Origin of the sequence: Catenulispora pinistramenti (assembly GCF_018274385.1) — a bacterium.
Lineage (GTDB): Bacteria > Actinomycetota > Actinomycetes > Streptomycetales > Catenulisporaceae > Catenulispora > Catenulispora pinistramenti.
In genome coordinates, this window is the sequence record NZ_JAAFYZ010000096.1 from 12673 (window position 1) to 37292 (window position 24620).

At 70.0% G+C, this 24620-nt stretch carries 15 protein-coding genes and 1 pseudogene; 3 read left to right on the forward strand and 13 right to left on the reverse strand.

From position 1 onward, the window contains the following. Positions 1-375 precede the first annotated feature (375 nt). The 6 genes and pseudogenes from KGQ19_RS52930 to KGQ19_RS25580 all read right to left on the reverse strand — a co-directional run. A pseudogene (locus KGQ19_RS52930) lies at positions 376-669 on the reverse strand (helix-turn-helix domain-containing protein); the annotation flags it as partial. A gap of 558 nt (positions 670-1227) precedes the next feature. After that, a complete protein-coding gene (locus KGQ19_RS25560) occupies positions 1228-1416 on the reverse strand; it encodes a hypothetical protein (protein ID WP_212012612.1) in 189 nt (62 codons plus the stop codon). A gap of 36 nt (positions 1417-1452) precedes the next feature. Beyond that, a complete protein-coding gene (locus KGQ19_RS25565) occupies positions 1453-4464 on the reverse strand; it encodes an AfsR/SARP family transcriptional regulator (protein WP_212012614.1) in 3012 nt (1003 codons plus the stop codon). 216 nt (positions 4465-4680) lie between these two features. After that, the gene (locus KGQ19_RS25570; protein ID WP_212012616.1) at positions 4681-8067 is read right to left on the reverse strand and encodes a S41 family peptidase; all 3387 of its coding nucleotides are present in this window, start codon (positions 8065-8067) and stop codon (positions 4681-4683) included. Further along, positions 8067-11312 carry a S41 family peptidase gene (locus KGQ19_RS52070; protein ID WP_212012618.1) on the reverse strand — a complete coding sequence of 1082 codons (3246 nt, stop codon included), beginning with the start codon at positions 11310-11312 and terminating at the stop codon, positions 8067-8069. Before KGQ19_RS52070 ends, KGQ19_RS25570 begins: the two co-directional genes overlap by 1 nt. Before the next feature lie 194 nt (positions 11313-11506). Further along, positions 11507-11842, reverse strand: coding sequence for a hypothetical protein (locus KGQ19_RS25580; protein ID WP_212012620.1), 336 nt, complete (start codon positions 11840-11842; stop codon positions 11507-11509). Positions 11843-12291: 449 nt separating this feature from the next. Here KGQ19_RS25580 and KGQ19_RS49990 point away from each other — a divergent pair, with 449 nt between their 5' ends. Continuing rightward, positions 12292-12651: a helix-turn-helix domain-containing protein gene (locus tag KGQ19_RS49990; RefSeq protein WP_212012622.1), complete on the forward strand. Its 360-nt coding sequence runs from the start codon at positions 12292-12294 to the stop codon at positions 12649-12651. Positions 12652-12710: 59 nt separating this feature from the next. On the opposite strand, the gene KGQ19_RS25595 is transcribed toward KGQ19_RS49990, so the two are convergent. From KGQ19_RS25595 to KGQ19_RS25625, 7 genes are all read right to left on the reverse strand, one after another. Further along, positions 12711-14225 carry a CoA-acylating methylmalonate-semialdehyde dehydrogenase gene (locus KGQ19_RS25595; protein ID WP_212012631.1) on the reverse strand — a complete coding sequence of 505 codons (1515 nt, stop codon included), beginning with the start codon at positions 14223-14225 and terminating at the stop codon, positions 12711-12713. 135 nt (positions 14226-14360) lie between these two features. Further along, the gene (locus KGQ19_RS25600) at positions 14361-15740 is read right to left on the reverse strand and encodes an NAD(P)/FAD-dependent oxidoreductase (RefSeq protein ID WP_212012639.1); all 1380 of its coding nucleotides are present in this window, start codon (positions 15738-15740) and stop codon (positions 14361-14363) included. A gap of 92 nt (positions 15741-15832) precedes the next feature. After that, a complete protein-coding gene (locus tag KGQ19_RS25605; RefSeq protein WP_212012644.1) occupies positions 15833-16639 on the reverse strand; it encodes an ABC transporter permease in 807 nt (268 codons plus the stop codon). Next, positions 16639-17598 (reverse strand): ABC transporter permease, encoded by a 960-nt coding sequence (locus KGQ19_RS25610; protein WP_212012646.1) that lies wholly within the window; start codon positions 17596-17598, stop codon positions 16639-16641. Before KGQ19_RS25610 ends, KGQ19_RS25605 begins: the two co-directional genes overlap by 1 nt. Next, entirely contained in the window at positions 17595-18788 is a 1194-nt protein-coding gene (locus KGQ19_RS25615) for an ABC transporter ATP-binding protein (protein ID WP_212012648.1), read from the reverse strand. The genes KGQ19_RS25610 and KGQ19_RS25615 overlap by 4 nt, the downstream gene beginning before the upstream one ends. A gap of 65 nt (positions 18789-18853) precedes the next feature. Next, the gene (locus KGQ19_RS25620) at positions 18854-20137 is read right to left on the reverse strand and encodes a polyamine ABC transporter substrate-binding protein (protein WP_212012650.1); all 1284 of its coding nucleotides are present in this window, start codon (positions 20135-20137) and stop codon (positions 18854-18856) included. Positions 20138-20225: 88 nt separating this feature from the next. After that, positions 20226-21701 (reverse strand): gamma-aminobutyraldehyde dehydrogenase, encoded by a 1476-nt coding sequence (locus tag KGQ19_RS25625; RefSeq protein ID WP_212012652.1) that lies wholly within the window; start codon positions 21699-21701, stop codon positions 20226-20228. A gap of 552 nt (positions 21702-22253) precedes the next feature. Between KGQ19_RS25625 and KGQ19_RS25630 the strand changes: the two genes are divergently transcribed. Both KGQ19_RS25630 and KGQ19_RS25635 read left to right on the forward strand, forming a co-directional pair. Continuing rightward, positions 22254-23900, forward strand: coding sequence for a PucR family transcriptional regulator (locus KGQ19_RS25630; RefSeq protein WP_230419428.1), 1647 nt, complete (start codon positions 22254-22256; stop codon positions 23898-23900). Then, positions 23897-24523 carry a class I SAM-dependent DNA methyltransferase gene (locus KGQ19_RS25635; protein ID WP_212012656.1) on the forward strand — a complete coding sequence of 209 codons (627 nt, stop codon included), beginning with the start codon at positions 23897-23899 and terminating at the stop codon, positions 24521-24523. Before KGQ19_RS25630 ends, KGQ19_RS25635 begins: the two co-directional genes overlap by 4 nt. Positions 24524-24620 lie beyond the last annotated feature (97 nt).

Genomic DNA, 24620 nt, shown 5'->3' on the forward strand with positions numbered 1-24620 from the left:
CGGCGAGCCGGGGACGTAGGGCAGCGGACCCATCGGGGGCTGCGGTCCCAACGCCGGGCCGATACCGCTGGAGACGGCCGCGCCGTTCGCCAGACCGGCGTTCATGCCGGTCCCGCGCGCCGCCTGGGGTACGCCGGATTTCGGCGCCACCCGGGGCGAGCCGGCCGGTGGCCGGGTGTTGCCGGGCCGGTTCCCGGCGGTCCGGGAGTTGATCACCGCGGTCGGGATCTTCGCGGTCGGGAGCGTGCGAGCGCCACGCGGGGCGCCGGCACCCACGCCGACCACCACGCCGGGACGCTGACCGGAGCCGCCCGCGGACTGCCCCGCGGCGTCGGCCTGGCCCCTGCGCGCCGGCGGCATCGCGACCCGCTGCTGCGGGCGGCCGTCGGCGGGCATCAGGCTGCCCAGCTCCGCGGCCTCGATCTCGGCGGCCAATTCGGCCGCGGCGAGTTCGGTCGACAGTTCGAGCAGCACGTCGGAGAGCTTGACCTCCAACGCGTCGCAGATGGCGGCCAACAATTCGCTCGACGGCTCTTTCTGTCCCCGTTCCACCTCGGAGAGGTAGCCGGGGGAAACCCGCGCCGTCGCGGCGAGCTGACGGAGCGTCCGTCCGCTGCGCTGCCGCCGGCCGCGCAGCACGTCGCCGAGTAGGCGGCGAACCAAGATCATCTCGGCTTCCCCTCCCTCATCGTTTCCGCTGGCCTGCTGGTTTTCCTGTGAGAATCATGTGCCTGTGGAGCCACCGTACCCCGGCTGTTGCCGGATTACTCTCCTGCTTTGCTTGTTGTTATTCCCCGTTCAATGGTTCTCAACGGTGAGGACGGGGTTTCCATTCCAAGAAGTTGCGGCCCCGTCGTGAACCCGTCGTGAAACGGTCGTCATGGGGTCGACGACCACCAGACTGCCACCGTATCCCGAGCCGCCGACATGCGTCGGGTGAAGGCCGCCCTCCGGACAAAATCGAACACCCGTTCAGGATACAGGGTGTGAGCGGACGGGGGCACGTCGGTGATCATCGAGCGTGGATCATCAGGCGTGGCTCATCGCGCGCCACGGCTGATCCGGCAGTCCGGCCGAAGGCCCGACCGGCATGTGCACGCAACGGAGTCCTCGGGCGGCCCTCGCAGATGAGCCGCGGGGGCCGGACGCCGCTGCGGTGGGGCACCTGCTCACCGCCAGATCAACCGCTGGTTACGCATTCGGCGCGAAGATTCAAGAATTGCGAATCTAGCGCGGCGCCGCCGCGAGCCAACCGCGCACCCGGTGCGCGGGCTGGCCGACCGTGGCGCGGATGGCGTCCGCGTCCCGACCACCTTCATGCGGCACGACCACAGCGGACAATCCCGAGGGACCGCCGTGCGGCCGATGCGAACCCGAGGCCGAGGCCTCCTGCGCACGCGACACTGTCTCCCTCATCACCTTGTCATCCTCCCGTGCGCTCTAACCGTTTCCTTAGCGCGACGTTCGACCGGGCGTTGAGGTTGCTACCGGAACCGAGGTTGCCTCCGGATCCGAGAGCATTCCCCTGATACGGTCCGCCTCCGGATCCCCGATCTCGACGTACATGGCCAAGGCCTCCTCCCGGCACCCACGGGCCCGCTCCGGCTGACCGGCCAGGTCCAGCACGTCAGCGAGGACGGCCAGCGCGGTCGCGTACTGCCAGGTGTCGGCGGTCTCCCGGAGCACGCTCACAGCACGCTCCGCGTACTCCAACGCACGGTTGGGTTCGCCGAGTCCCAACAACGCCCGCGCGCTGGAGGCGTGCGCGGCACCCTCCATCGGCGGATGGACGTCGGCGAAGTACCGGGCAGCGTCGGCGAAGTACGTCAGCGACTCCTGATAGGAGCGGGTCTGCAAGTAGATGGAACCCGTCTGGAAGAGCGCGTAGCCGGTCGATACGTCGTCCCCTAGAGCACGGCACAAGGCGAGCCCGGCCATAGTGCTCTCCAGAGCGTCATCCGTACGCCCGACGACGAACAGCGATCGCGCCATGTTCTGCCGGGCGGCCGCCTCGGATGCCACGTCCCCGAACGTCCGGCTGACGCTGATCGCGTGTTCGTATAGCGCGATCGCCTCGGCGTCCCTCCCGAGGTCCGCATAGGTCATGGCGAGCAGATTGACCGCGTCGGCTTGGGTCTCATCGCCGCCCACGGACTCGGCGGCGCGATGCGACCGCTCAGCCTCGTCGGCGGCGGCCTCGATCTGGTAGGTCGCGTAGAGGATCCGCGCCAGCGAGTGCCGTACCCGGGCCTCGCTCCGTACGTCACCACACTCCACAGCCGCTGCCGCGGCGTTCCGCGCCGCCGCGGCGAGTTCCTCCGCATAGCGTTCGATGCCGGGAAGCGAGACCAAGTGGTCGAGCAGTTCGACAGCCAGCGTCAGCGGCCCCACCCCGTCCGCACCGCAGGGCGGCCGGGTCAGCGCGCTCCGGTTGAACACCGCGTCCACGGAGCTGCCCTCGTCCGCTATCCACCGAACGCCGGCCTCTACAGAGTCGAACTCCCGCCCTGTAGAGCGCGTAGGGGCCAGCCCGAGTTCTTCCACGGGGATACGGCGCAGCCGGCGCATAGAGGCGAGATAGAAGTCGAGCAGCTTCACGAACCCGTCATCGAGGTCCCCGCCCTCGGCTTCATGCTGTTCCCGCGCATAAAGGCGCAACAGGTCGTGGTACCGATAGCGCCCCGGCGACGCCGACTCCAGCATCGCGGCGTCCACCAGCGACTCCAGCACTTCCTCGGTGTCGGCCTCGTCCTGGCCGAGCAGCGCGGCCGCCGCGGCGGCCGACACCTCGGCGCTGTCCAGCAGCGACAGCCGCCGGAAGACATCCGCCTGCGCCGGGGACAGCTGGTGATAGCCGAGTTCGAACGCCGTGCGCACCGCGAGGTCGCCGACGGCCAGTTCCCCGAGCCGGCGCCGCTGGTCCGACAACCGGGCGGCCAGCGAGCCGATGCGCCAGCGCGGCCGGGAGGCGAGCCGGGCCGCGGCGATACGCACGGCCAACGGCAGGTACCCACAGAGTGTGACCACCTCTATGGCGGCGGTGTGCTCCATCCCGAGGCGTTCCTCGCCGACGATCCGCGTGAACATGTTCATCGCCTCGCCGGGGTCCAGGACGTCGAGATCAGCGAACGTGGCCCCAGCCAGCCCGGTCAGCTTGGGCCGGCTGGTGACGATCACCGCGCACCCCGGAGCCCCGGGGAGCAGAGGGCGCACCTGAGCGGCGTCCTGTGCGTTGTCCAGGACGATGAGGACGCGGCGCCCGGCGAGCGCGGAGCGGTACGCGGCGGCACGCTCCTCCAGCCCCTGCGCCGTCTCCCCCTCTGATATCCCCAGACCGCGCAGGAAGGCGGCGAGGACCCACGCGGGGTCGGCCGGTACCGGGTCGCCTCCGCGCAGATCCACATAGAGCTGTCCGTCCGGGAAGTCGGACCGCACCAAGTGCGCCAGATGGATCGCGAGCGCCGTCTTGCCGACCCCGCCGAGCCCGGACAGCGCGCAGACCGCGACCGACTGCCCGACTGTGGTGGCGATGCGCGCCGCGAGCACCCGAGTCAGGTTCTCGCGTCCGGTGAAGTCGGCGGTATCGGCGGGAAGCTGTGCGGGGATCGTCGGCGGCTTCTCTGCAGAGCTCCCCACGGGCGCTTCTGTCGCCTTGAGGGTGATCTCCGCATTCTCCGCGGCAGGACGTGCCAGAGCGGGATCGGCGCGCAGGATCCGTTGATGCAGTTCCCCCAACTCGGCGCCCGGGTCGACCCCCAGTTCCTTGCGCAGGAGCCGCCGGGTGTCCGCGTAGACGCCCAGCGCCTCCGCCTGTCGGCCGGTTTGGTAGAGCGCCAGCATCAGCTGCGCACGCAGTCCCTCGCGCAGCGGGTGCTCGGAGGTGAGGACGGTGAGTTCGGAGACCGCGTCCCCGACCCGCCCCAACGACAAGTCCAGGGCGATGCGGCTCTCCTGCGCCGCAGTGCGGCGTTCCAGGAGCGTCGTGCGCAGCGATTCCGCATAAGGACCCGGAATCCCGGCCAACGGAGTACCGCGCCACAGCGCCAACGCACTGGCGAGTTCTCCGCGCGCCCCTGCCACGTCACCGGACAACCGGCGCTGCTCCGCGGTCGTGACGTGGTCCTCGAACGTGAACAGGTCCACGTGCGAACGCTCCGCGCGTAACGCATAGCCGCCGGCTATAGAGGCGATCGCCTCCGCGCCGAAGACCTTGCGGAGCCGGAAGGCATACGTGCGCACCGTGCCGAGAGCACCCTCGGGCGGCTCGTCACCCCACAGGCCCTCTATGAGTTCGTCGGCTGTCGCCACCCGACCGGCCCGCGAAGCGAGCAGCGCCAACACGGCCTGCTGCTGCGGGGACCCCACCTTGAGCTCCTCGGCTGGTTCTCCCGCGACGCCCACTCGCAGCGCGCGAACCGGTCCGAGCAGCCCGTACTGCACCACCACTGACCAATCCCACCTCATGAACGTGGCCCCCGTGGCCGTGTCCTGCCGGGTCCCGCGGCAGTGTCGTGCCGCAGGCGAAAGTGATGTCCGGGGTGGACTAGACCGCTCGGACCCACCGGGCCACCATAGCGCGGGCGTCCGACGTACGGACCAGTACAGTCCCGGTTGTCACTTACACGTCACATCGCCGGTGGCGGCCGTCGAGCAGCCGCCGGGCGACCGCCACCGTGGGCATCACATCCAGGGCCGCTGCGGCGGGGTCGCCGCCGGACGCTCCGTCAACTCGGCCAAGGCCAGGTCAACGGCCGCGTCTAGCTGCGGATCGCGGTCGGCGTTGGCGTCGGCCGGGGTGTATTCGACCTCGACGGTCGGGTCGCACCCGTGGTTCTCCAGGCCGTATCCCACCGAGTCGAACCAGTTCATGTACTTGGGCTGCGTCACCGAGGTCCCGTCGAGAAGCCGGAAGCGGGCGTCGATGCCGACCACGCCGCCCCACGTACGCATCCCGACAATAGGAACACCTCGGTCTTTAAGGTATTGATTGATGATGTCTCCATCGGAAGCGGAGTATTCATCGCAGACCGACACCAGGGGCCCGCGGACGGCGGATGGTGGATAGGTCCGGGGCACCTTCCCCCGCACCAGCTTCCACCCGGCGACCCGGCGCAGCAGTTGCTCGGCCACCAACGGCGAGGTGTTGCCGCCGCGGTTGTCGCGGGTGTCGACGATCAGGCCCTCACACGCGGTCTGCGTGGCCAGATCCCGGTGGAACTCGGCCCAACCGCGCGACCCCTGATCGGGGAGGTGGACATAGCCCAGGCGACCGCCGGAACGCTCCCGGACATAGGCCCGCCGGTCGGCGACCCAGGCCTGATAGCGCAGAAGACGGTCATCCTCCAGGGGGACGATGACCACGTGGCGTGAGCGATCGGCCGAAGCGGCGGCGGCATCGGATTCCGGACCGCGTGCGGCATCGGCTTCCGGGCCGCGTGCGGCATCGCGTACCAGACGTTCGGCATCGCGTACCAGCAAGACCTCGGTCGGCTTCCCGGCCTTACCCGCCAGCAACGGCCCCGGCCCGAGACCGGAGTCCACCGCCCGACCGTCTATAGCGGCCACCACATCGCCGACCCGCGCGCCGACCCCGGGAGCCTCGAACGGCGACCGCGCCTGCGGCACCGACGCGTCCCCCGGCAGAATCCGCGTGATCCGCCAACGGCCGTCCGCGTCCCGCTCCAGATCCGCGCCGAGCCGGCCCTGGCAGCGCGCGGGATCGGCGGCGTGGCCGCTCTCGCGGACGTAGGCGTGCGAGGTGCCAAGCTCCCCGTGCACCTCCCAGAGCAAGTCCACCAGATCGTCGTGCGAAGCCAGGGCCTCGGCCAGCGGCGCGTACCGCTCCCACACCCCCGGCCAGTCGACGCCGCCCAAGTCGTCCCGCCAGAAGAAGTCGCGCTGGAGCAGCCACGCCTCCCGCAGCCCCTGCCGCCGCTCGGCGACCGGGTCCACGGTCACCCGGATCCGCTCCAGATCCAGCGGCTCCCGGTCGCCGTTGTCCGGACGCGCGTCAGCGGGCTGCAACCGCAGCACCCCGCCGTCGCGCACCAGCACCCGGCTGCCGTCGCCGCTCACGCAGAACGCGTGCGCCTCGTCGGTGAGCGTCAGGACGTCCCGCTTGGCGAAGTCGTAGCGCCGCAGCCGGGGCTTGTCCACCTCGTTGGAGGGATCGGACATGCTGTCGCCGAGCGCACCGTGTTTGAAGCTCTCCAGCCACAACACGCCGCCCTTGGCCGCACGCAGGCCCGAATAGTCCCCGGTCGGGACCGGGAACGGCACGACCCGGCCCCCGATCCCCGCGACGTCCACCCGGCTGCGCGGCGCGCCGGAGCCACTGTCGTCATCGTCGTCGGCATCGGCAACCGACTTCGCCTCGTCCCGGATCGGCCGCCCCCGGAGCGACGGCGCGAACGGCGACGGCTCCTCGGCGGACAGCGGCACCAGATAGGGCCGGGCTCCCGGGACGAAGAAGAGGTCGAACACCTCGTCCGAGTAATAGGGGTCGTAGGTGCGGTTGGACAGGAACGCCAGGTGCTTGCCGTCCAACGTGAACGCCGGACTCCAGTCCAGGAACCGGCCGTCGGTGACGTCGACCGGGGTCAGCGTCGCCACGTCCGCGAGCCGGATCTTGCGCGGCCCGTCCGCCCCGGTCCCCTCGGCCCAGGCCAGCCAGCGCGAGTCCGGTGAGAACACCGGGTCCTCGGCGAGCGTGCCCCAGGCGTGGTGCGGGCCGCTGGCCACGACCCGGGCCGTCCCGCTCTCGACGTCGATCACCAGCAGCCGGTTGTCCTCGGCGGAGACGGCCAGATGCGCGCCGTCCGGCGAGGCCGCCAGCCCCGCGACCCGGGTCACCTCGCCGGTCAGGATCCTGCGGATCCCGCCGCCTGCTCCGCTGCCGTCCCCGCCGCGGTCACCACCGCCCTTACCGGCGCCGGCACCGCCGCCCTGGCCGACGCCGCCGCCAACAGCCTCCCCGCCGACCGGCCCGATCTCGATCGACCACTCGCCGCCGGCATCGGTCACCCAGGCGGCGTACCCGGTCTCGCCGAGCACCACCGGCTGCCGGGCCCGGACCCCCGGCGTGACCGCCAGCGCCCGCGCCGGACCGTCCTTGGCCGTCAGCCAGTGGATCGTGCCGCGCACGGTCACCGCCGCGGCCCGGCCGGTCCGGTCCGCCGCGAACCCGCCGAGGTTCTTCGACGCCGCGACCGGATACTCCGCGCGGCCTATTCGGATACCGGCCAGCCGGACGTCCAATGGCCGCGCCGCGCCGTCCAAGTCGTCCAGCAGCCACAAGCGACCGCCGCGCATGAACACCACGCGCGCGCCGTCACTGCTGGCGTGCCGCGCGAAGAACCCGGACGGCTCATCAGTGTGCTGCCGGAGATCGGACCCGTCCGGCCGACACGAGTAGAGCTCTGACACTCCCCCGGCGTCGGACAGGAACGCGGCCCGGTCGCCGACCCACATCGGCGCGTCGATGTTGCCCTCGTGCTCGCGCAGGATCCGCTGGAAGCCTCCAGAGCCCTCCGCGTCGACCCACAGCTTCCCCGCGCGGCCTCCCCTATAACGCTTCCACCAGGCCGCGTCATGCGTGATCCCACGCCGCGTCATGACGGCACCGCCGGGCCCGCCGACAGCGAGCGCCTGCAGAGTCCCGTAAGGCAGTAGCGCAGGAACGCCGCCGGAAACCGCGAAGGCGTGCGCCCGCACGTCCCCGCGCTGCGGCAGTCGACCGCCGGCCACGATCAACTCGTCGGCCGAGGCCCAGCCGAGCACATCGGTCCGGTCGTCGGCCCAGTAGGTCAACCGCGTCGCGGCGCCGCCGTCGACCGAGGCCGTGTAGACCTCCGGCGACCCGTCGCGCTGCCGTGCCCACGCCACCCGCGCGCCGTCGGGCGACAGCCGCGGATGCCGCGCCGGCTGCCAGTCCGACGTGAACCGCGTGGCCCGCACCGGGCCGCCCGCCTCCGCGGGCAGCTCGGCGAGCCAGACGTCGTCTTCGGCGACGAACGTCAGCAGGTCCCCCGAAAGGTGCGGGAACCGCAGATACGAGGTCTGCGACATCAGCGCTCGTACACTCCCGGTACCGGCTTCGCCGCCGCCGGCGGCTCCTTGGCCAGCCCGTCCAGGGCGATCTCGATCGCCTTGTCCAGCTGCGGATCGCGCTCGGCGACGAAGTCCTGCGGCGCCATGGCCACCGGCACAGTCGGCTCGCAACCGTGGTTCTCCAGGCCGTACAGCCCCACCGAGTCGAAGCCGAACGCGTACCGGGGCTGGCTCACGAACGTGCCGTCCACCAGGTAGAAGCAGTCGTCCATGCCGATGACGCCGCCCCAGGTGCGCGCCCCGACCACGGTCACCCCGTGGTCCTTGAGCGCCTGGTTGATGATGTCGCCGTCGCTGCCGGCCTCCTCGTCGCACACCGAGACCAGCGGCCCCAGCGGCGCGTCGGGCGGGTAGGTGGACGGCTGCTCGCCGCGGGCGTACTCCCAGGCGATCGCCTTGCGGGTCAGCTTCTCGACCACCAGCGCGGAGGTCTGGCCGCCGCGGTTGCCGCGGGTGTCGACCACCAGGCCGTCCTTCGCGACCTGGGCGCCCAGGTCGCGGTGGAACTCGGCCCAGCCGGGCTCGGCCTGGTCGGGCAGGTGGACGTAGCCCAGGCGGCCGCCGGACTTCTCCAGCACGTAGGCCCGCCGATCGGCGACCCACGCGCGGTAGCGCAGCTGCACCTCGTCGGCGATCGGCACCACGACCACGGCGCGCGTGGCCCCGGCGGCGTTGCGCAGGGCCAGCTCCGTCGGCTGGCCCGCCTTGCCGGCCAGGAGCGCGGCCGGGCCGACACGCGGCGGGACCGGGACGCCGTCCACGGCCGTGATCGCGTCGCCGACCCGCGCCGCGATGCCCGGGGCCAGCAGCGGCGAGCGCGCCGCGGGCACCGAGCTGTCGCCCGGCAGGATCCTGGCGATCCGCCAGGTGCCGTCCTCGTCCGGCTTGAGGTCCGCGCCGAGCAGACCCTGCTGCCGGGCGTCGTCGTGGGACCGCTTCGGGGCGTCGACGTAGGCGTGCGAGGTCCGCAGCTCGCCTTGCAGTTCCCAGAGCAGGTCGACGAAGTCGTCGTCGGTCGCGCAGGCGTCGACCAGCGGCGCGTAGCGCCCGCCCGCGGCGTCCCAGTCGATGCCGTCCATGGCCGGCTTGATGTAGTTCTCGACCTGGAGCCGCCAGGCTTCCGCGAAGGCCTGCCGGCGCTCGGATCCGGGGAGCACCGACAGCCGGATCCGGGACAGGTCCACGGTCTCCGGCTTCGCGTCCTCGTCGTCCTTGTCCGCCGGCCGCGTCGTCAGGGTGCCGTGGTCGGCGACGACCAGGCGCGTGCCGTCGCCGGAGACCGCGTAACCGTCCAGCTCGCCGATCAGCCTCTGTTCCTCACGCTTGCCGAAGTCGAAGCGCACCAGGGACGGCCGCGGCTCGTCCTGGCCGGAGCCGGCCAGCTGGGTGCCCAGCGCGCCGGTGAGCGGCTTGACCAGCCAGGTGACACCGCCCTTGACGGCCGCGAGATCGGAGTAGGTGCCGGAGGCGACCGGGAACGGGACGGCGCGGGCGGTGATGCCGAAGGCGTCGATCACCGTGGCCGGGATATCAGCGTCCTTCTTCTCCTTGGCGTCGTCCTTGTCATCGCTGTCCACCGGGCGCCCGCCGAGTTCGGGGTCGAACGGCGAGGGCTCGGTCTCGGCCAGCGGGACCAGGTAGGGGCGGACCGCCGGCAGGAAGGAATAGTCGAAGAACATGTCCTCCTCGAACGTGTCGAAGGTCCGCGCCGACAGGAACGCCAGGTGCTTGCCGTCCGCGGTGAACACCGGGTTCCAGTCCCGGAACCGGGGCTCGGTGATGTCGGAGGTCTGCAGGCTCGCGACGTCGGCGACCCGGATCTGCCAGGCGTCCGCGACCATCGATCGCTGACTCCAGGCCAGCCACTTGGAGTCCGGGGAGAAGGCCGGGTCGGAGGCGAAGTTGACGCCCCAGCGCGGCATGGCGCGGAACTTGCCCTCACCGTCGGCGACCACGCGCAGGGTGCCGGCCTCGACGTCGATCAGCAGCACCTTGTTGTCGCGGGTGATGGCGGCCAGGTGCTTGCCGTCCGGGGCGGCGACGAGTTCCAGGACGTACCCGAACTCGCCGGTCAGGATCCGGCGGCGGGCCGAGCCGTCGACGGCCGCGATCTCGAACGAGTACTCGCCCTCGGTGTCTACGACCCACACGGTCTGCCCGGTCTCGCCGAGCACGACCGGCAGCCGGTGGCGCGTGCCCGGCTCGATGCCGATGCCGCGCGCCGGGCCGTCCTTGTGGGTCAGCCAGTGCACGGTGCCGCGGACCTCGACGGCGCTGGCCCGGCCGGTGTGGTCCGGGCTGAACACGCCGAGGTGCTTGGCGGCGTCGATCGGGCGCCGGGTGGTGGCGGTGCGGGCGCCGGGCAGCTTGATGTCCAGCGGACGCGGGTCGTCTTCGAGGTCTTCCATCACCCACAGCCGGCCGGCCCGCTGGAACACGATGCGGACGCCGTCGGTGCTGGCGCTGCGCAGGTAGTAGCCGCCCTCGCCGGTGGTGTGGCGGCGCAGGTCGGTGCCGTCTGGCAGGGCGGAGTAGAGCTCTGCGACGTTGTCCTCGTGGTCGGAGTGGAACACCACGCGGCCGTCGAACCACATCGGGTCGCCGAGGTTGCCGTCCAGGTCGGCCAGGAACCGCTCGAACTCGCCGCCGCCCTCGCGGTCGATCCACAGCTGGCCGGCCGCGCCGCCGCGATAGCCCTTCCACAGCCAGGAGTTGCCGGCGTAGAAGCGGCTGAGGACCACCGGGCTGCCGGCCACGCCGGGCTCGGCGACCGCCAGGGTCTTCAGGTTGCCGTACGGGAGCCGGGCGGGCTCGCCGCCCTCGAAGGGCACGGAGTGCGCGAAGTTGTAGAAGCGGTGGCCGTGGCCGCCCCAGCCGCGCACGATCACCTCGTCCGGGGACGCCCAGCCGATCGCCTCGGTGCGGGGGTGGCCCCAGTGCGTCAGCCGGTTGGTCGGGCCGCCGTCCACCGGCAGTGCGAACGCCTCGACGACGCCCTCCCGCGCGGAGGTCCACGCCAGGCGCGAGCCGTCCGGCGACAGCAGCGGGTGTTTGACGGGGACCCGGTCCGAGGTCACCCGCCAGGCACGGGCGGTCGCGGCGATACCGGGCAGATCGGTGAGCCACACGTCGTCGTCGGCGACGAAGGCCAGGGTCGATCCGGACAGGTGCGGGTGGCGGAGGTACGTCGTCGTCTGCGTCACTTGTCGAACGTAGGGCAAAGAGTTCCGACTGTGCCACTGATAAGGGACGATGGAGCCCGCACCGGGGTTTCGGCGCCCGGCACCTTGACGGAACGGCGACCCCGGCCCAGGGCCGGAGTCGCCGTCGGTTCGGACTGCTCACTCGGAGTCCGGACTACTCACTCAGAACTCTGAGATGAGTCCTCCGTCAGCCGCTAGCCCCAGTAGCAGCGGTGGTGCCAGTAGCCGTGCCAGCCACCGTCCCAGCCGCCGCCCTGCCAGCCGACCACGCTGACCACCACGTTGCCGTTCCCGTTGTCGACCACGTCGCGGCTGCCCACGACGTTGCCGACGCCCTGCGTCACGTCGCCGCTGGTGCCCTGGACGACGTTGCCGTTGCCGGCCCCGCTGTTGTTGCCGGAGGTCGACCCCGTGGTGGTGCCGAGGTTCGACCCGGTCGCGCTGACGTCGGCGCTGGCAGCGCCGGCGCCGGCGAGGATCAGGGCGGCGACCGTCGCGGTCGTCGCCAGGGTCTTGGTCACAAAAGACATCAGTCCTCCGTGTGGTTGTGAAGCCCCCCATCAGGGCCCGCACTGGGATTCTCACACCCCGGAACCCGTGATATGCGGATCATCACACTGAAACCACCGAAACAGGTCGGACTGTGACACGAAGGGCGTGCCGGTGCCGGACAGTCCGGGATTCGGGGGGACGGGACTGCCCGAAAGTCGGCGCTTTCCATGAACGTTGATGGGCCGCTGAGAATGCGGGGGTCCGTGCCGCACCTTCAACGGCCACGCCGCACCCGAGTCACTCGAACGAGCCAACGAGTGGTACCACAAACTCGGCCATCAACAACGGGCGCAGGCGTTCTTCCACTTCGAACTACTCGAAGAGCGCGGCACATCGCTTGGGATGCCTTGTGCCCGCCCACTCGACGGCAAGTTATGGGAGCTGCCGCTTCCACTGAGAATCACACGGTCGACGAGGAGGAAGTCGCGTGACCAGCCGTAGGACGCTCTCTGACCTTCGGCAGGACGGGGCCGAGAGCCCGGAATTCCAAGCCGCTTATACCGAGACCCGGCTCCGTTTCGAACTTGGGGAAGCTGTCCGGACTCGCCGCGAAGAACTCGGCTGGAGTCAGGCCGATCTCGCTGAACGCGCGGCGATGCGCCAACCGGCTATTGCTCGTTTTGAAGCAGGCGGAACGACCCCCACGCTCCCGGTCCTGGAACGTATCGCCGCCGCGCTCGGTCTCGTTCTGTCAGTCGAGTTGAAAGCAGTCCCGGAAGCCGCAGCGGTCAAGGTCCGCCCGGCCCGACACGGCAAAGCCGAGTCAGGCCGCACCGCGACCGGCTGAACCGCGGACACCGCGTCGGCCTCCGACCGATCACAGCACGGAAGCCGGCGGCCGGGGCATCAGTGATTCACGGGGAACCCGAGGTTCACCCCGCCGTGGCTCGGGTCCAGCCACCGCTGCGTGACCGCCTTCGTCCGCGTGAAGAAGTGCACGCCGTGCGGCCCGTAGGCGTGCGTGTCGCCGAACAGCGAGGCCTTCCACCCGCCGAAGGAGTGGTAGGCCACCGGCACCGGGATCGGGACGTTCACGCCGACCATGCCGACCTCGACCTGGTCGCGGAACCTGGCCGCCGCGCCGCCGTCGTTCGTGAACACGGCCACGCCGTTGCCGTAGGGGTTGCTGTTCACCAGCGCCAGTGCCTCGTCGTACGACGGTGCGCGCACCACTGAGAGCACCGGGCCGAAGATCTCGTCGGTGTAGATGCTCATCGAGGAGGTCACGTTGTCGAACAGCGTCGGGCCGAGCCAGAAGCCCGCTGCCGTGTCGATGCCGGCCTCGGCGCCGCCGATCGCGTGCTTGCGGCCGTCGACCACCAGGTCCGCACCGGCGGTGACGCCCGCGTCGAGGTAGGAGGTGACCTTGTCCCGGTGTACGCCGGTGACCAGGGGGCCCATCTCGCTGTCCGGCAGGCAGCCCGGGCCCACCTTCAGCGTGGCCATCCGCTCGGCGATCTTGGCGACCAGCTCGTCGCCGATCGGGTCCACCGCGACCAGGACCGACACCGCCATGCAGCGCTCGCCGGCCGCGCCGAAGCCGGCCGAGACCGCGGCGTCGGCGGCCAGGTCCAGGTCGGCGTCCGGCAGCACCACCATGTGGTTCTTGGCGCCGCCGAGGGCCTGGACGCGCTTGCCGTAGCGGGTGCCGTTCTCGTAGACGTAGCGCGCGATCGGCGTGGAGCCGACGAACGACACCGACTGGATGTCAGGGTGCTCCAACAGGCGGTCGACGGCCACCTTGTCGCCCTGCACCACGTTGAACACGCCGTCTGGCAGCCCCGCGCGCTGCCACAGGTGCGCCAGGAACACCGAGGCCGAGGGGTCCTTCTCCGACGGCTTCAGGACCACCGTGTTGCCGGCGGCGATGGCCACCGGGAAGAACCACATCGGGACCATCGCCGGGAAGTTGAACGGGGAGATGATCGCCACCGGGCCCAGCGGCTGGTGCAGCGAGTAGACCTCGACGCCGGTGGAGGCCGAGTCGTTGAAGTCGCCCTTGAGGAGGTTGCCGATGCCGCAGGCGAACTCCACGACCTCCAGGCCGCGCGCCACTTCGCCGAGGGCGTCGGAGTGGACCTTGCCGTGTTCGGCGACGATGAGGGCCGCGAGCTCGTCCTTGTGCTGGTTCAGCAGCTCCCGGAACGCGAACAGGACCGTCGTGCGCTTCGCCACCGATGCCGCGCGCCAGCCCGGGAACGCCGCCGCGGCCGCGGCCACCGCGTCGTCGGTCTCCTTCACCGAGGCGAAGTCCACCGACCCGGTGACCGCCCCGGTCGCCGGGTCGTGCAGGTCGCCGCGGCGAGCGCTGACGCCCTCCCACGCACGGCCGTCGATCCAGTGGGTGACGTGCTTGGTCATGGCGGATCCTTAAGAGGGAGACGAAATCCAACGTTGCTTTCGAGTCTGCAACCGCCCGACCGGCCCGACAACGTTCAGGCTGTCAGGCGATCCCGCGGAACCCCTGACAGCCTGATGCTCCTGACCGCCTGATGCTCAGGAGTCGAAGCCCATCCCGAACCGGTCCAACGTCCGCAGCCACAGGTTCCGGCGCCCGCCGTCATGGTCGGCACGGCCCAAAGCCGCGCTGGTCACCGTGATCCCGAACCACCGCGCCGGCTCCGGCGGGAACGGGACCGGCTTGCTCCGCACCATCTTCAGCCGCGTCCGCTCGGTCTCCGAGCCCGCGAGCAGATCGAGCATCACGTCCGCGCCGAACCGCGTCGCCCCCACCCCGAGACCGGTGTACCCGACCGCGTAGGCGACCGCGCCGCCGTGCGCCGTGCCGAAGAAGGCGCAGAAGCGCGAGCAGGTGTCGATGACGCCGCCCCACTTGTGGGTGAACCCCAGCCCCTCCAACTGCGGGAAGGTCTCGAAGAAGTGCCCGGCCAGCTTGTCGAAGGTCTCCGGCCGCTGATCCAGCCGCGAGGAGATCTTCGATCCGAAGTGGTACACCGCGTCGTAGCCGCCCCACAGGATCCGGTTGTCAGCGGACAGCCGGTAGTAGTGGAAGTGGTTCGCCGAATCCCCGACACCCTGCCGGTTCTCCCACCCGATCGCCGCCATCTGCGCCTCGGACAGCGGCTCGGTCATCAACGCGTAGTCGTAGACCGGGACGATGAAAGACCGCACCCGCCTCAGCAGACTCGGGAACGCGTTCGTCGCCAGCGCCACCTTCGGTGCCAGGACCTCACCGCGGTCCGTCGCGACCCGCATCAACCGGTCGTCGCGCTCCAGCACCGAAACCGGCGACTTCTCGTGGATCCGCACCCCGAGCCGCAGACACGCCTCGCGCAGCCCGAACGCCAACCGCGCCGGATCCACCGTCGCGCAGCCGGTCTTGTCCCACAGCCCGGCGTGGTACGTCGGCGAAGCGACCTGTGCCTGGACCGCTTCGCGGTCGAGGAACACCACGTCCTCGGAGGTCGGCGCGGCGGCCAGATCCTCGGCCTGCCACTCGGCCGTGGCGACCGCGAGCTCACCGCTGCGCCGGAAGTCGCACTCGATGCCGTAACGCTCCAGCGTGGCCTCGATCGCGTCGAGGTTCTCGTGCCCCAGCCGCTCCAGCGTGTCCATCTCGTCGGGCCACCGGGACTCGCCGTTGTCGTAGCCGTGGGTCAGCGAGGCGGAGCAGAACCCGCCGTTGCGCCCCGAGGCGGCCCAGCCGATCCGGTTCGCCTCCAGCAGCAGCACGTCTCGTTCCGGATCGCGTTCCTTGGCCAGCAACGCGGTCCACAGGCCCGAGTAGCCGCCGCCGACCACCACCAGATCGGCGGTGGTCCGGCCGACCAACGCGTCCAGGGCTCCGGGGCGGTCGCGGGTGTCGAGCCAATAGGGAGTCGGGGACGCGTCGGCAAGCAGTCGGTCGTACTTCATGGTGCAGCGGCACTCTCTCGGAAGCAGAAGGGGGCGCCGGAATCGACGCCCCCTAGTAATGAATTATACGTATTGCGGCCGTTGAAGAACGCTTAGTGAGCCTTCGACGTCTTCAGCCACTTCGGCACCTCGGCGACCGCGATGCCCGCCAGGGTGATGATCAGCATCAGCGATCCGATCACGTTGACCTGCGGCGGGATCCCCTTCTGCACCGCGTTCCAGATCCAGTACGGGAACGTCACCGAGTTGCCCGCGGTCATCTCCGTGATGATGAAGTCGTCGAAGCTCAGCGCGAACGACAACAGCGCCGCCGCCCCGATCCCGGGCGCCACCAACGGGAACGTCACCCGCCAGAAGGTCTGCCAGGGCGTTGCGTAAAGGTCCTGAGCCGCCTTCTCCAGCATCGGATCCATGCCGTTGAGCCGGGACTTCACCGTGATCACCACATAGCTGACGCAGAACATGATGTGCGCGATGAGGATCGACTTGAAGCCGAGGAAGCTCACGCCGAACGTGTTCAGGAACAACGCCAGCAGCGTGGTGCCCATGACGATCTCGGGCGCCGCCATCGGCAGGAACAGCACGCTGTTGACGAACCCGCGGCCCTTGAAGCTGTGCCGCACGATCGCGAACGCGATCATCGTGCCCAGCACCGTGGCGACCAGCGTGGCCAGCAGCGCGATCTCCAGCGACAGCATCAGCGGGTCGTGCAGGATGCCGTCGTCGAGCGGGTTCTTCCACGCGTCGAAGGAGAACTTCTCCCACTTGACGTTGTACTTGCCCGAGGGCTTGTTGAACGACATCCAGACGACGACGAAGTTCGGGACCAGCAGGAAGAAGAAGATCAGGAACGCGACGATGGCGATCACATGCTTGCGGAACCAGTTGACGACAGCCATCAGACGATCTCCTCCGTCCCAGCCTTCTTGATGTACGCCAGGGTGATCACCAGCGTGCCGACCATCAGCAGCACCGACAGCGCGGCACCGTAGGGGATGTTGCCGCCGGTGCCGATCATCTGCTGCTCGATCACCGTGCCGATCACCTTCGTCTTCGGCCCGCCGAGCATCACCGCGTTGGTGTAGTCGCCGACCGCCGGGATGAACGTCAGCAGCGTGCCGCCGACGATGCCGGGCAGCGCCAGCGGGAACGTCACCTTGCGGAAGGTGGCCCACGCCGAGGCGTACAGGTCCTGGCCGGCCTCGTGCAGCCGCGGGTCGATCTTCTCCATCGCGGTGTAGATCGGCAGCACCGTGAACGGCAGGAAGTTGTAGACCATGCCGCAGACCACGGAGAACGGTGTCTGCAGCACGCTGTTGTCGGAGTAGGTCCAGCCCATCCCGCTCAACAGCGGCGTGATGTGCAGCGTGTTCATCGCGTGCACCACCCAGCCGTCGTCGGCCAGGATCGTCTTCCAGGCCAGCGTGCGGATCAGGTAGCTGGTGAAGAACGGCGCGACGACCAGGGCCATCAGCAGGTTCTTCCAGCGTCCGGCCTTGAAGGCGATGAAGTACGCCAGCGGCAGCGCCAGGACCAGGCAGAACACGGTGCACATCAAGGAGTACTCGAGCGACCTGATGATCTGCTGGTGCCACTGGCTCCACACGTCGCCGAAGTTGGCCCAGCGCCAGCTGAGCACGAACCCGGTGTCCATGTCGCCGGTCTCGACCGAGGTCGAGACGATCGACCACATCGGCACGATGAAGAACACGACCAGCCAGATGATGCCCGGGGCCAGCAGCACATAGGGCAGGGTGGCCCGGCGCCGCCGTACCCGCTTGTCGGCCCGCAGTTCGGCCACGGTGGTCCCGGCGGCCATCGCCTCGGCGGCTTCGTCGGCCAGGGCCGGCGCGCTCACGAGCCGGCCTCCAGGTCCGCCTCCGCGCCGGCGTCGATGTCCTGCTTGCCGTCCAGGCCGAAGCCCTGCGACGGGTCCCAGGACACGACGACCTCCGAACCCGGGCGGTGGATCAGCGCTCCGTCGTTCTGCACGAACACGCCGAACTCGTCGCAGTAGGGGCCCTTGACGACGTACTGCGTGGACACCCCGACGAAGCTGGTGTCGGTGACCACGCCGCCGGCCAGCACGTTGTGACCGTCCGGCACATCCTCGGCCGAGGAGTGGATGGACACCTTCTCGGGACGGACGCCGACGATGACCTCCTCGCCCCCGGCCCGGTTGCGCGCGGCCGGTATCAGGACTCTGGTCCCGTCCTCCAGCACGACCTGCAAGTGCTCGCCGACCGGGCCGGCCACCTTGCCGGGCAACAGGTTCGACTGGCCGAGGAAGTTCGCGACGAACGTCGTCTTCGGGTTCTCATACAGGTCGGTCGGCGACCCGAGCTGCTCGATCCGCCCCATGTTCATCACCGCGATGGTGTCGGCCATGGTCATGGCCTCCTCCTGGTCGTGGGTGACGTGCACGAAGGTCAGGCCGACCTCGGTCTGGATCCGCTTGAGCTCGATCTGCATCTGCCGGCGCAGCTTCAGGTCCAGCGCGCCCAGCGGCTCGTCCAGCAGCAGCACCTGCGGCCGGTTGATCAGCGCCCGGCCCAGCGCGACCCGCTGCTGCTGGCCGCCGGAGAGCTGGTTGGGCTTGCGGGCGCCGATGTGCGAGAGCTCGATCAGGTCGAGCATGTCCTGCACCGGCTTCTTGATGTCCTTCACACCGCGCCGCTTGAGCCCGAAGGCGATGTTCTCGGCGATGGTCAGGTGCGGGAACAGCGCGTAGTTCTGGAAGACGGTGTTCACCGGGCGCTTGTAGGGCCGCAGCCGGGTGACGTCGTGGTCGCCGAGCAACACCCGGCCGGCGGTCGGCTCCTCCAGCCCGGACACCATGCGCAAGGTGGTGGTCTTGCCGCAGCCGGAGGCGCCGAGCAGCGCGAAGAACGAGCCCTGCGGGATCGTCAGCGTCAGATCCTTGACCGCGGCGAAGTCACCGAACCGCTTGGTGACGTTCACCAGCTTCAGATCGCCGGCCTCTGTGTCCACCCGCGCCCTGCCGCGCTCTGATACCGCCCGCGGCCTAGTGTCAGTGTCTTTGCTCATCTACCGCTGCCTGCCTGTCGTGCCATCGGGGAGGGGATCGGAAAGGGGAAGGGAGGGGCCCGGCATCAGCCGGTGACGTCCTTGAACTGCGACACGTACTTGTCGAGGGTCTTCAGATCCAGGTTCTGGAACTCGTGCGCCTTGGCCTTGGTGGCCGCGTCCGGGAAGATCAGCTGGTTCTGCAGCGCGTTCGCGTCAATGGTCTTCATCGCCGCGTCGGCGCCCTGCATCGAGGGGATATAGCTGATGTAGTCGTCCAGCGCGGCGCCGACCTTCGGCTCCAGCATGTAGTTCATGAACTTCTCGGCGTTGGTCTTGTGGGAGGCCATGGCCGGGATGCACATGTTGTCGGTGAACCAGAGCATGCCCTCGGTCGGCACCACCCAGACGATGTTCGGATCGTCGATCTGCGCGATGTCGCCGGAGTACGCCATGCACATGGCGTAGTTCCCGTTGGTCAGGTCATTGATGTAGTCGTTCCCGGTGAACTGCCGGATCTGGTTGTTGTCCCGGGCCTTCTGGATGTAGGCGACCGCGGCGTTGAACTGGTCGTCGGTGAACTTCGCCGGGTCGGCCCCGGTGGCCAGCAGCCCGAACCCGACGCCGTCCTCCATCTCGGCGAAGTAGCCGACCTTCCCCTTGTACTTGGCGTCGGTCATCATGTCCTTGATGGACAGCTGCTGCGCCTGGTCCTTGGTGAGCCCTGCGGACTTGAGGTTGACGCCCATCAGCGTGAAGCCCAGCGCCCACGGCACGGTGTGCTTGCGGTTCGGGTCGTAGGCCGGGTTGGCCGTGTCCGGCAGCAGGTCCTTGAAGTTCGGGATGTTCGCCAGGTTCAGCGGCTCCAGGTAGCCCATCTGCCGGAGCTTGCCGATCATCCAGTCCGAGAGCACCATCAGGTCGCGGCCGGTGTCCTGGCCGGCGGCCAGCTGCTGGTGGATCTTGGCGAAGAAGTCGTCGTTGGAGTTGACGTCCTCGGTGTAGTTGACGGTGATCCCGGTCTCGGTCTTGAAGTTGTCCAGCGTCGGCCGCTTGTTCTTGTCGTTCGGGTCGACGTCGATGTAGGACACCCAGTTGGAGAAGTTGACGATCTTCTCGGTGTCCGACTTGTCGGCGCCCTCCTTGCCCTCCGACGGCGCCGCCGACGACCCGGAACCGCTGCCGGCGCTCCCGGCCGAGCCGTGGTCGGTCTTGGTCGCGCAGGCGCCCAGCAGGCCGGCCGCGCCCAGACCGACGCCGGCGGCCAGGAACCCGCGGCGCGAGGCGCCGCCGAGCTGGCGCCTGAAGGCTTCGGGGTAACGGGCGGCGGCTTCGAGGAACTGCTCGCGGTCCCGGGATATGTCGTTCATGCGGTGGTCCGTCCTATCACCTGTGGGGCTGACATGCGGCGGATGGTGCGGTGGCAGGTAGGTGGCTCAAAGGTGGCTCAGAGGTGGCTCAGAGTTCGAAGATGGTGCGGTGCCAGGGCTTGCGGGCCACGCCGGTCAGGTCGTGCATCGTGTGCTTGACCTGCGTGTACTCCTCGAAGGAGTAGGTCGACATGTCCTTGCCGAAGCCGGAGGCCTTGTAGCCGCCGTGCGGCATCTCGCTGATGATCGGGATGTGGTCGTTGACCCAGACGCAGCCGGCGGCGATCTCCCGTACGGCGCGCAGCGCGCGGTAGTGGTCGCGGGTCCACACGGAGGCGGCCAGGCCGAAGGGAGTGTCGTTGGCCAGGGCCAGGGCTTGCTCGTCGGTGTCGAACGGCAGCACGGTCAGCACCGGGCCGAAGACCTCGTCGCGGACGATCTCCGAGTCCTGAGCGACCCCGGTGACCAGCGTCGGGCGGTAGTACGCACCGGCCGCCAGCGCGCCGCCGGGCGCCTCGCCGCCGACCACGATCTCCGCCCCGTAGCCGCGGGCGCGGTCCACGAAGCCGGCGACCCGGTCCCGCTGCGTATAAGAGACGAGAGGTCCGAGGTCGGTCGCGGGGTCGAAGGGATCGCCGAGCGACACCCGCGCGTACAGGTCCGCGACCCCGGCCACGAACTCGTCGAACCGGCTGCGGTGCACGTACGCGCGGGTCGCCGCGGTGCAGTCCTGGCCGGTGTTGATCAGCGAGCCGGCCACGGCGCCGTGGATCGCGGCCTCCAGATCGGCGTCGTCGAAGACCACGAACGGCGCCTTGCCGCCGAGTTCCAGGTGCACGCGCTTGACCGTGCGGGAGGCGATCTCCATGACCCGCTTGCCGACCGGGGTGGAGCCGGTGAAGGAGACCATCCGCACGTCCGGGTGGGCCAGCAGCGCCTCGCCGGCCACCGGTCCGGTGCCGACGACCACGTTCACCACACCGTCCGGGATCCCGGCGTCGGTGCAGGCCTGGGCGAACAGCAGCGCGGTCAGCGGGGTGATCTCGGCCGGCTTGAGCACGATGGTGTTGCCGGCCGCGATCGCCGGCAGGATCTTCCAGGCCGCCATCTGCAGCGGATAGTTCCACGGCGCGATCGAGGCCACCACGCCGATCGGCTCGCGCCGGATCGCGCTGGTGTGGTCGGCGGAGTACTCGGCCGCGGCTTTGCCCTCCAGGTGGCGGGCGGCCCCGGCGAAGAAGGCCGTGTTGTCGACGGTGCCGGGGACGTCGAAGCCGGTGGACAGCCGGATCGGCTTGCCGGTCTGGCGCGACTCGGTCTCGGCGAACTCCCGGGCGCGCTCGTCGAGCAGTCGCGCGAGCCGGTGCAGGGCGGCCGAGCGCTCGGCCGGGGTCGCCCTACTCCATACGGGGAACGCCCGATTGGCCGCGTCGACGGCCAGATCAGCGTCGCGCCCGTCACCGAGTACGAGGTCGGCGACGGTGGAGCCGTCCGCCGGATTCGTGACCTGATGCACGACTCCTGACGATCCGGTCCTGGGTCCCCCGCCGATGTACTGGTGCACAACGTTCTCCTTGACGGCTTGCAAACCTTGACGCGCTGTCGGGTACACCGGCGCACCCGCCGGCCACTTCCTGTTCGGAACGCTGTCATCCGCGTTCGAGTGAGGATCGTTACAGACATCCGGCCGAGAAACAAGGGATTCCGTCGAAGGAAATGAATCTCGCAACGAAATCGCGACCTGCCGCTGGCCTGCGAAGACCGATCCCGCGCCGCATCGATGTCGGATCGATTTCCGCCGATCCCTTGCGCCGGCCCCGGCGCACCTGGCAGGGTGCCTCGGCAGTGCGATCCTTCTGAACACTTTGCAAAGAACAACGGGTTAAGCAACCCGCACAGCGCGGCCCGCACCCGCACCTGACGGCCCCGGCCGGCCCGGCACTCCCGGCGGACCGGCCGCCGCCCCGTGAGCCCCGCAGAGCCCGCACGCCCCAGGAGCACCGTGAGCAGCGCAGACCGTCCCGAGCCGACCGACGACGAGCCGGCGCCGAGCGCCGGGCGGGCCGACGAGGCCGACCAGCAGGCACCCGCCGCCGACAAGGCGGCCCTGCCGTCGATGTACGCCACCCAGTACCCGACCGTCGGCGACGTCCTCCAGCTCGGCCCGATCAAACAGGGCGGGCCGCGGGTGGTGGCCGGGGCGACCGGACTGGACCGGGTGGTGCGCTGGGTGCACGTCACCGAGCTGGTCGACGTCGCGACCATCCTGCGCGGCGGCGAACTGGTGCTGTCCACCGGCATCGCCTGGCCCGAGGACCGCGACCGGCTCGCCGACTTCGTCGCCGACCTGGCCAAGCTCGGCGCCGCCGGCCTGGTGCTGGAGCTGGGCCGCCGCTACACCGACAGCAGCCTGCCCAAGGCGCTGCTGGCCGCCGCCGAGAAGCACAGCCTGCCGGTGATCACCCTCGCGCTGGACACACGTTTCGTCGGCATCACCGAAGCCGTACACGGTCTGATCATCGACGCTCAGCTGGCCGAGCTTCGCGCCTCCGACGAGGTGCACCAGACGTTCACCGAACTCGCCGTCGAGGGCGCCTCCCCGGACGAGGTGGTCCAGCAGATCGGCCGGATGTGCGGCTGCCCGGTGGTCCTGGAGAACCTGGCGCATCAGGTCCTCACCTACGCCCAGGCCGGGGCCGACCCCTCGGATCTGCTCGACGGCTGGGAGGGCCGCTCCCGTTCGGTCCGCACCACCGGCCGCACCTCTTACGACGAGCGCTCCGGCTGGCTCACCACGGTGGTCGGCGCCCGCGGCCACGACTGGGGCCGCCTGGTCCTGATCTGCAACGACCCGCTGCCGGTCCCCCGGCTGTCCATGCTACTGGAGCGCGCCGCCGCGACCCTGGCCCTGAACCGGCTGGTCGAGCGGGACCGCGACTCGCTCGAGCGGCAGACGCACCGGACCCTGCTGACCGCGATCCTGTCCCACGGCCAGCCGGCGTCCGAGGTGGCACTGCGGGCCCGGGCGCTCGGCGTCACCCTCGACGGCCGCCGGCTGGTCGGCGTGGTGCTCCGGCTGCGCACCGCCGCGCACCCCACGGCGCTGGAGACCCAAGCCCGGCTGCGCGAACTGACCGACCAGGCCGCGTCGGCCATCCGCGACCGCCGGCTGTCGGCGCTGATCGGCACCCTGGACGAACACAGCGTCGGCCTGCTGCTGGCCCTGGGCCCCCAGGACCGCGAGGACGCCGCGCTGGACGGGTTCGCCGAGCGCGTGCGCCGTCTGGTCGAGCGCCCGACATCCCCCTCCTCCGCCGACGGCTACGTCATCGCGGTCGGCACCTCGGTCGGCGCCGTCCGCGACGCACGCCGCTCGCTGTTGGAGGCGGTGCAGGTCGCGGACGCGGCGGTGCGGCAGCCGGGAGGGCAGGCGCCGTATCACCGCCTGGTCGACGTCCGCCTGCGCGGCCTGCTGCATCTGCTCCGCGACGACGCCCGCCTGCAGACCTTCGTAGAGCGCGAACTCGGCCCGCTGCTGGCGTACGACGCGGAGCGCGGCACGGACTTGGTCAAGATGCTGTCGGTGTACGTGGACTCGGGCCGCAACAAGTCGGCGGCGGCCGACGCGGCGCACCTGTCGCGACCGTCGTTCTATGAGCGGCTGCACCGGATCGAGCGGATCCTGTCGGTGGATCTGGATTCGGTGGAGTCGTGTCTGGCATTGCACGTGGCCCTGCTCGCGCTGGAAGCTATAAGGCCATGAGCCCCCAACAGCCCTATGACGAAGTCGCCGAAGAGTACGCCGCGAACTTCAGCGACAGCCTGTCCAAGTACCCCCTGGAACGTGGCCTCCTGGCCTCCTTCGCCGAGCTGGCGAAGGAGGTCGGCGGGCCGGTCGCGGACGTGGGCTGCGGGCCGGGGCACGTCACCGCGTACCTGAGCGGGCTGGGGCTGGACGCCTTCGGAGTGGACGTGTCCTCCGGCATGATCGCCGTGGCCCGCGCCAGGAATCCGGAGCTGCGGTTCGAGGTCGGATCGATGGCCGCGCTGGACGTCGCCGACGGTTCGCTGAGCGGGATCCTGTCGCGGTACTCGATCATCCACACGGCGCCAGAGGACGTTCCCGCGACACTGGCCGAGTTCCGCAGGGTTCTGGCTCCCGGCGGCTGTGCGCTCATCAGCTTTCCGGGGACCGACGACGATTCGTCGCTGACCGTTTCCTACGACCACAAGGTCTACACCGCCTACCGCTGGTGGCCCGACCATTTCAGCGCCCTGTTGCACGAGGCGGGCCTGGAGGAGGTGGGACGCCTCGTCGAGCGACCAGTGCCGGAGGCGCCGCGGCAGTTCCCGGTGGTGAACCTGTTCGCCCGGCGGGAGGCCTGAAACCGCGCCCGATGGGCCATGCTGGGTACCGACAGGTAACTTCGCCCACCCACGAAGGACACGTCCATGGCCCCCACCCCCGAGACTGTCTCTTATA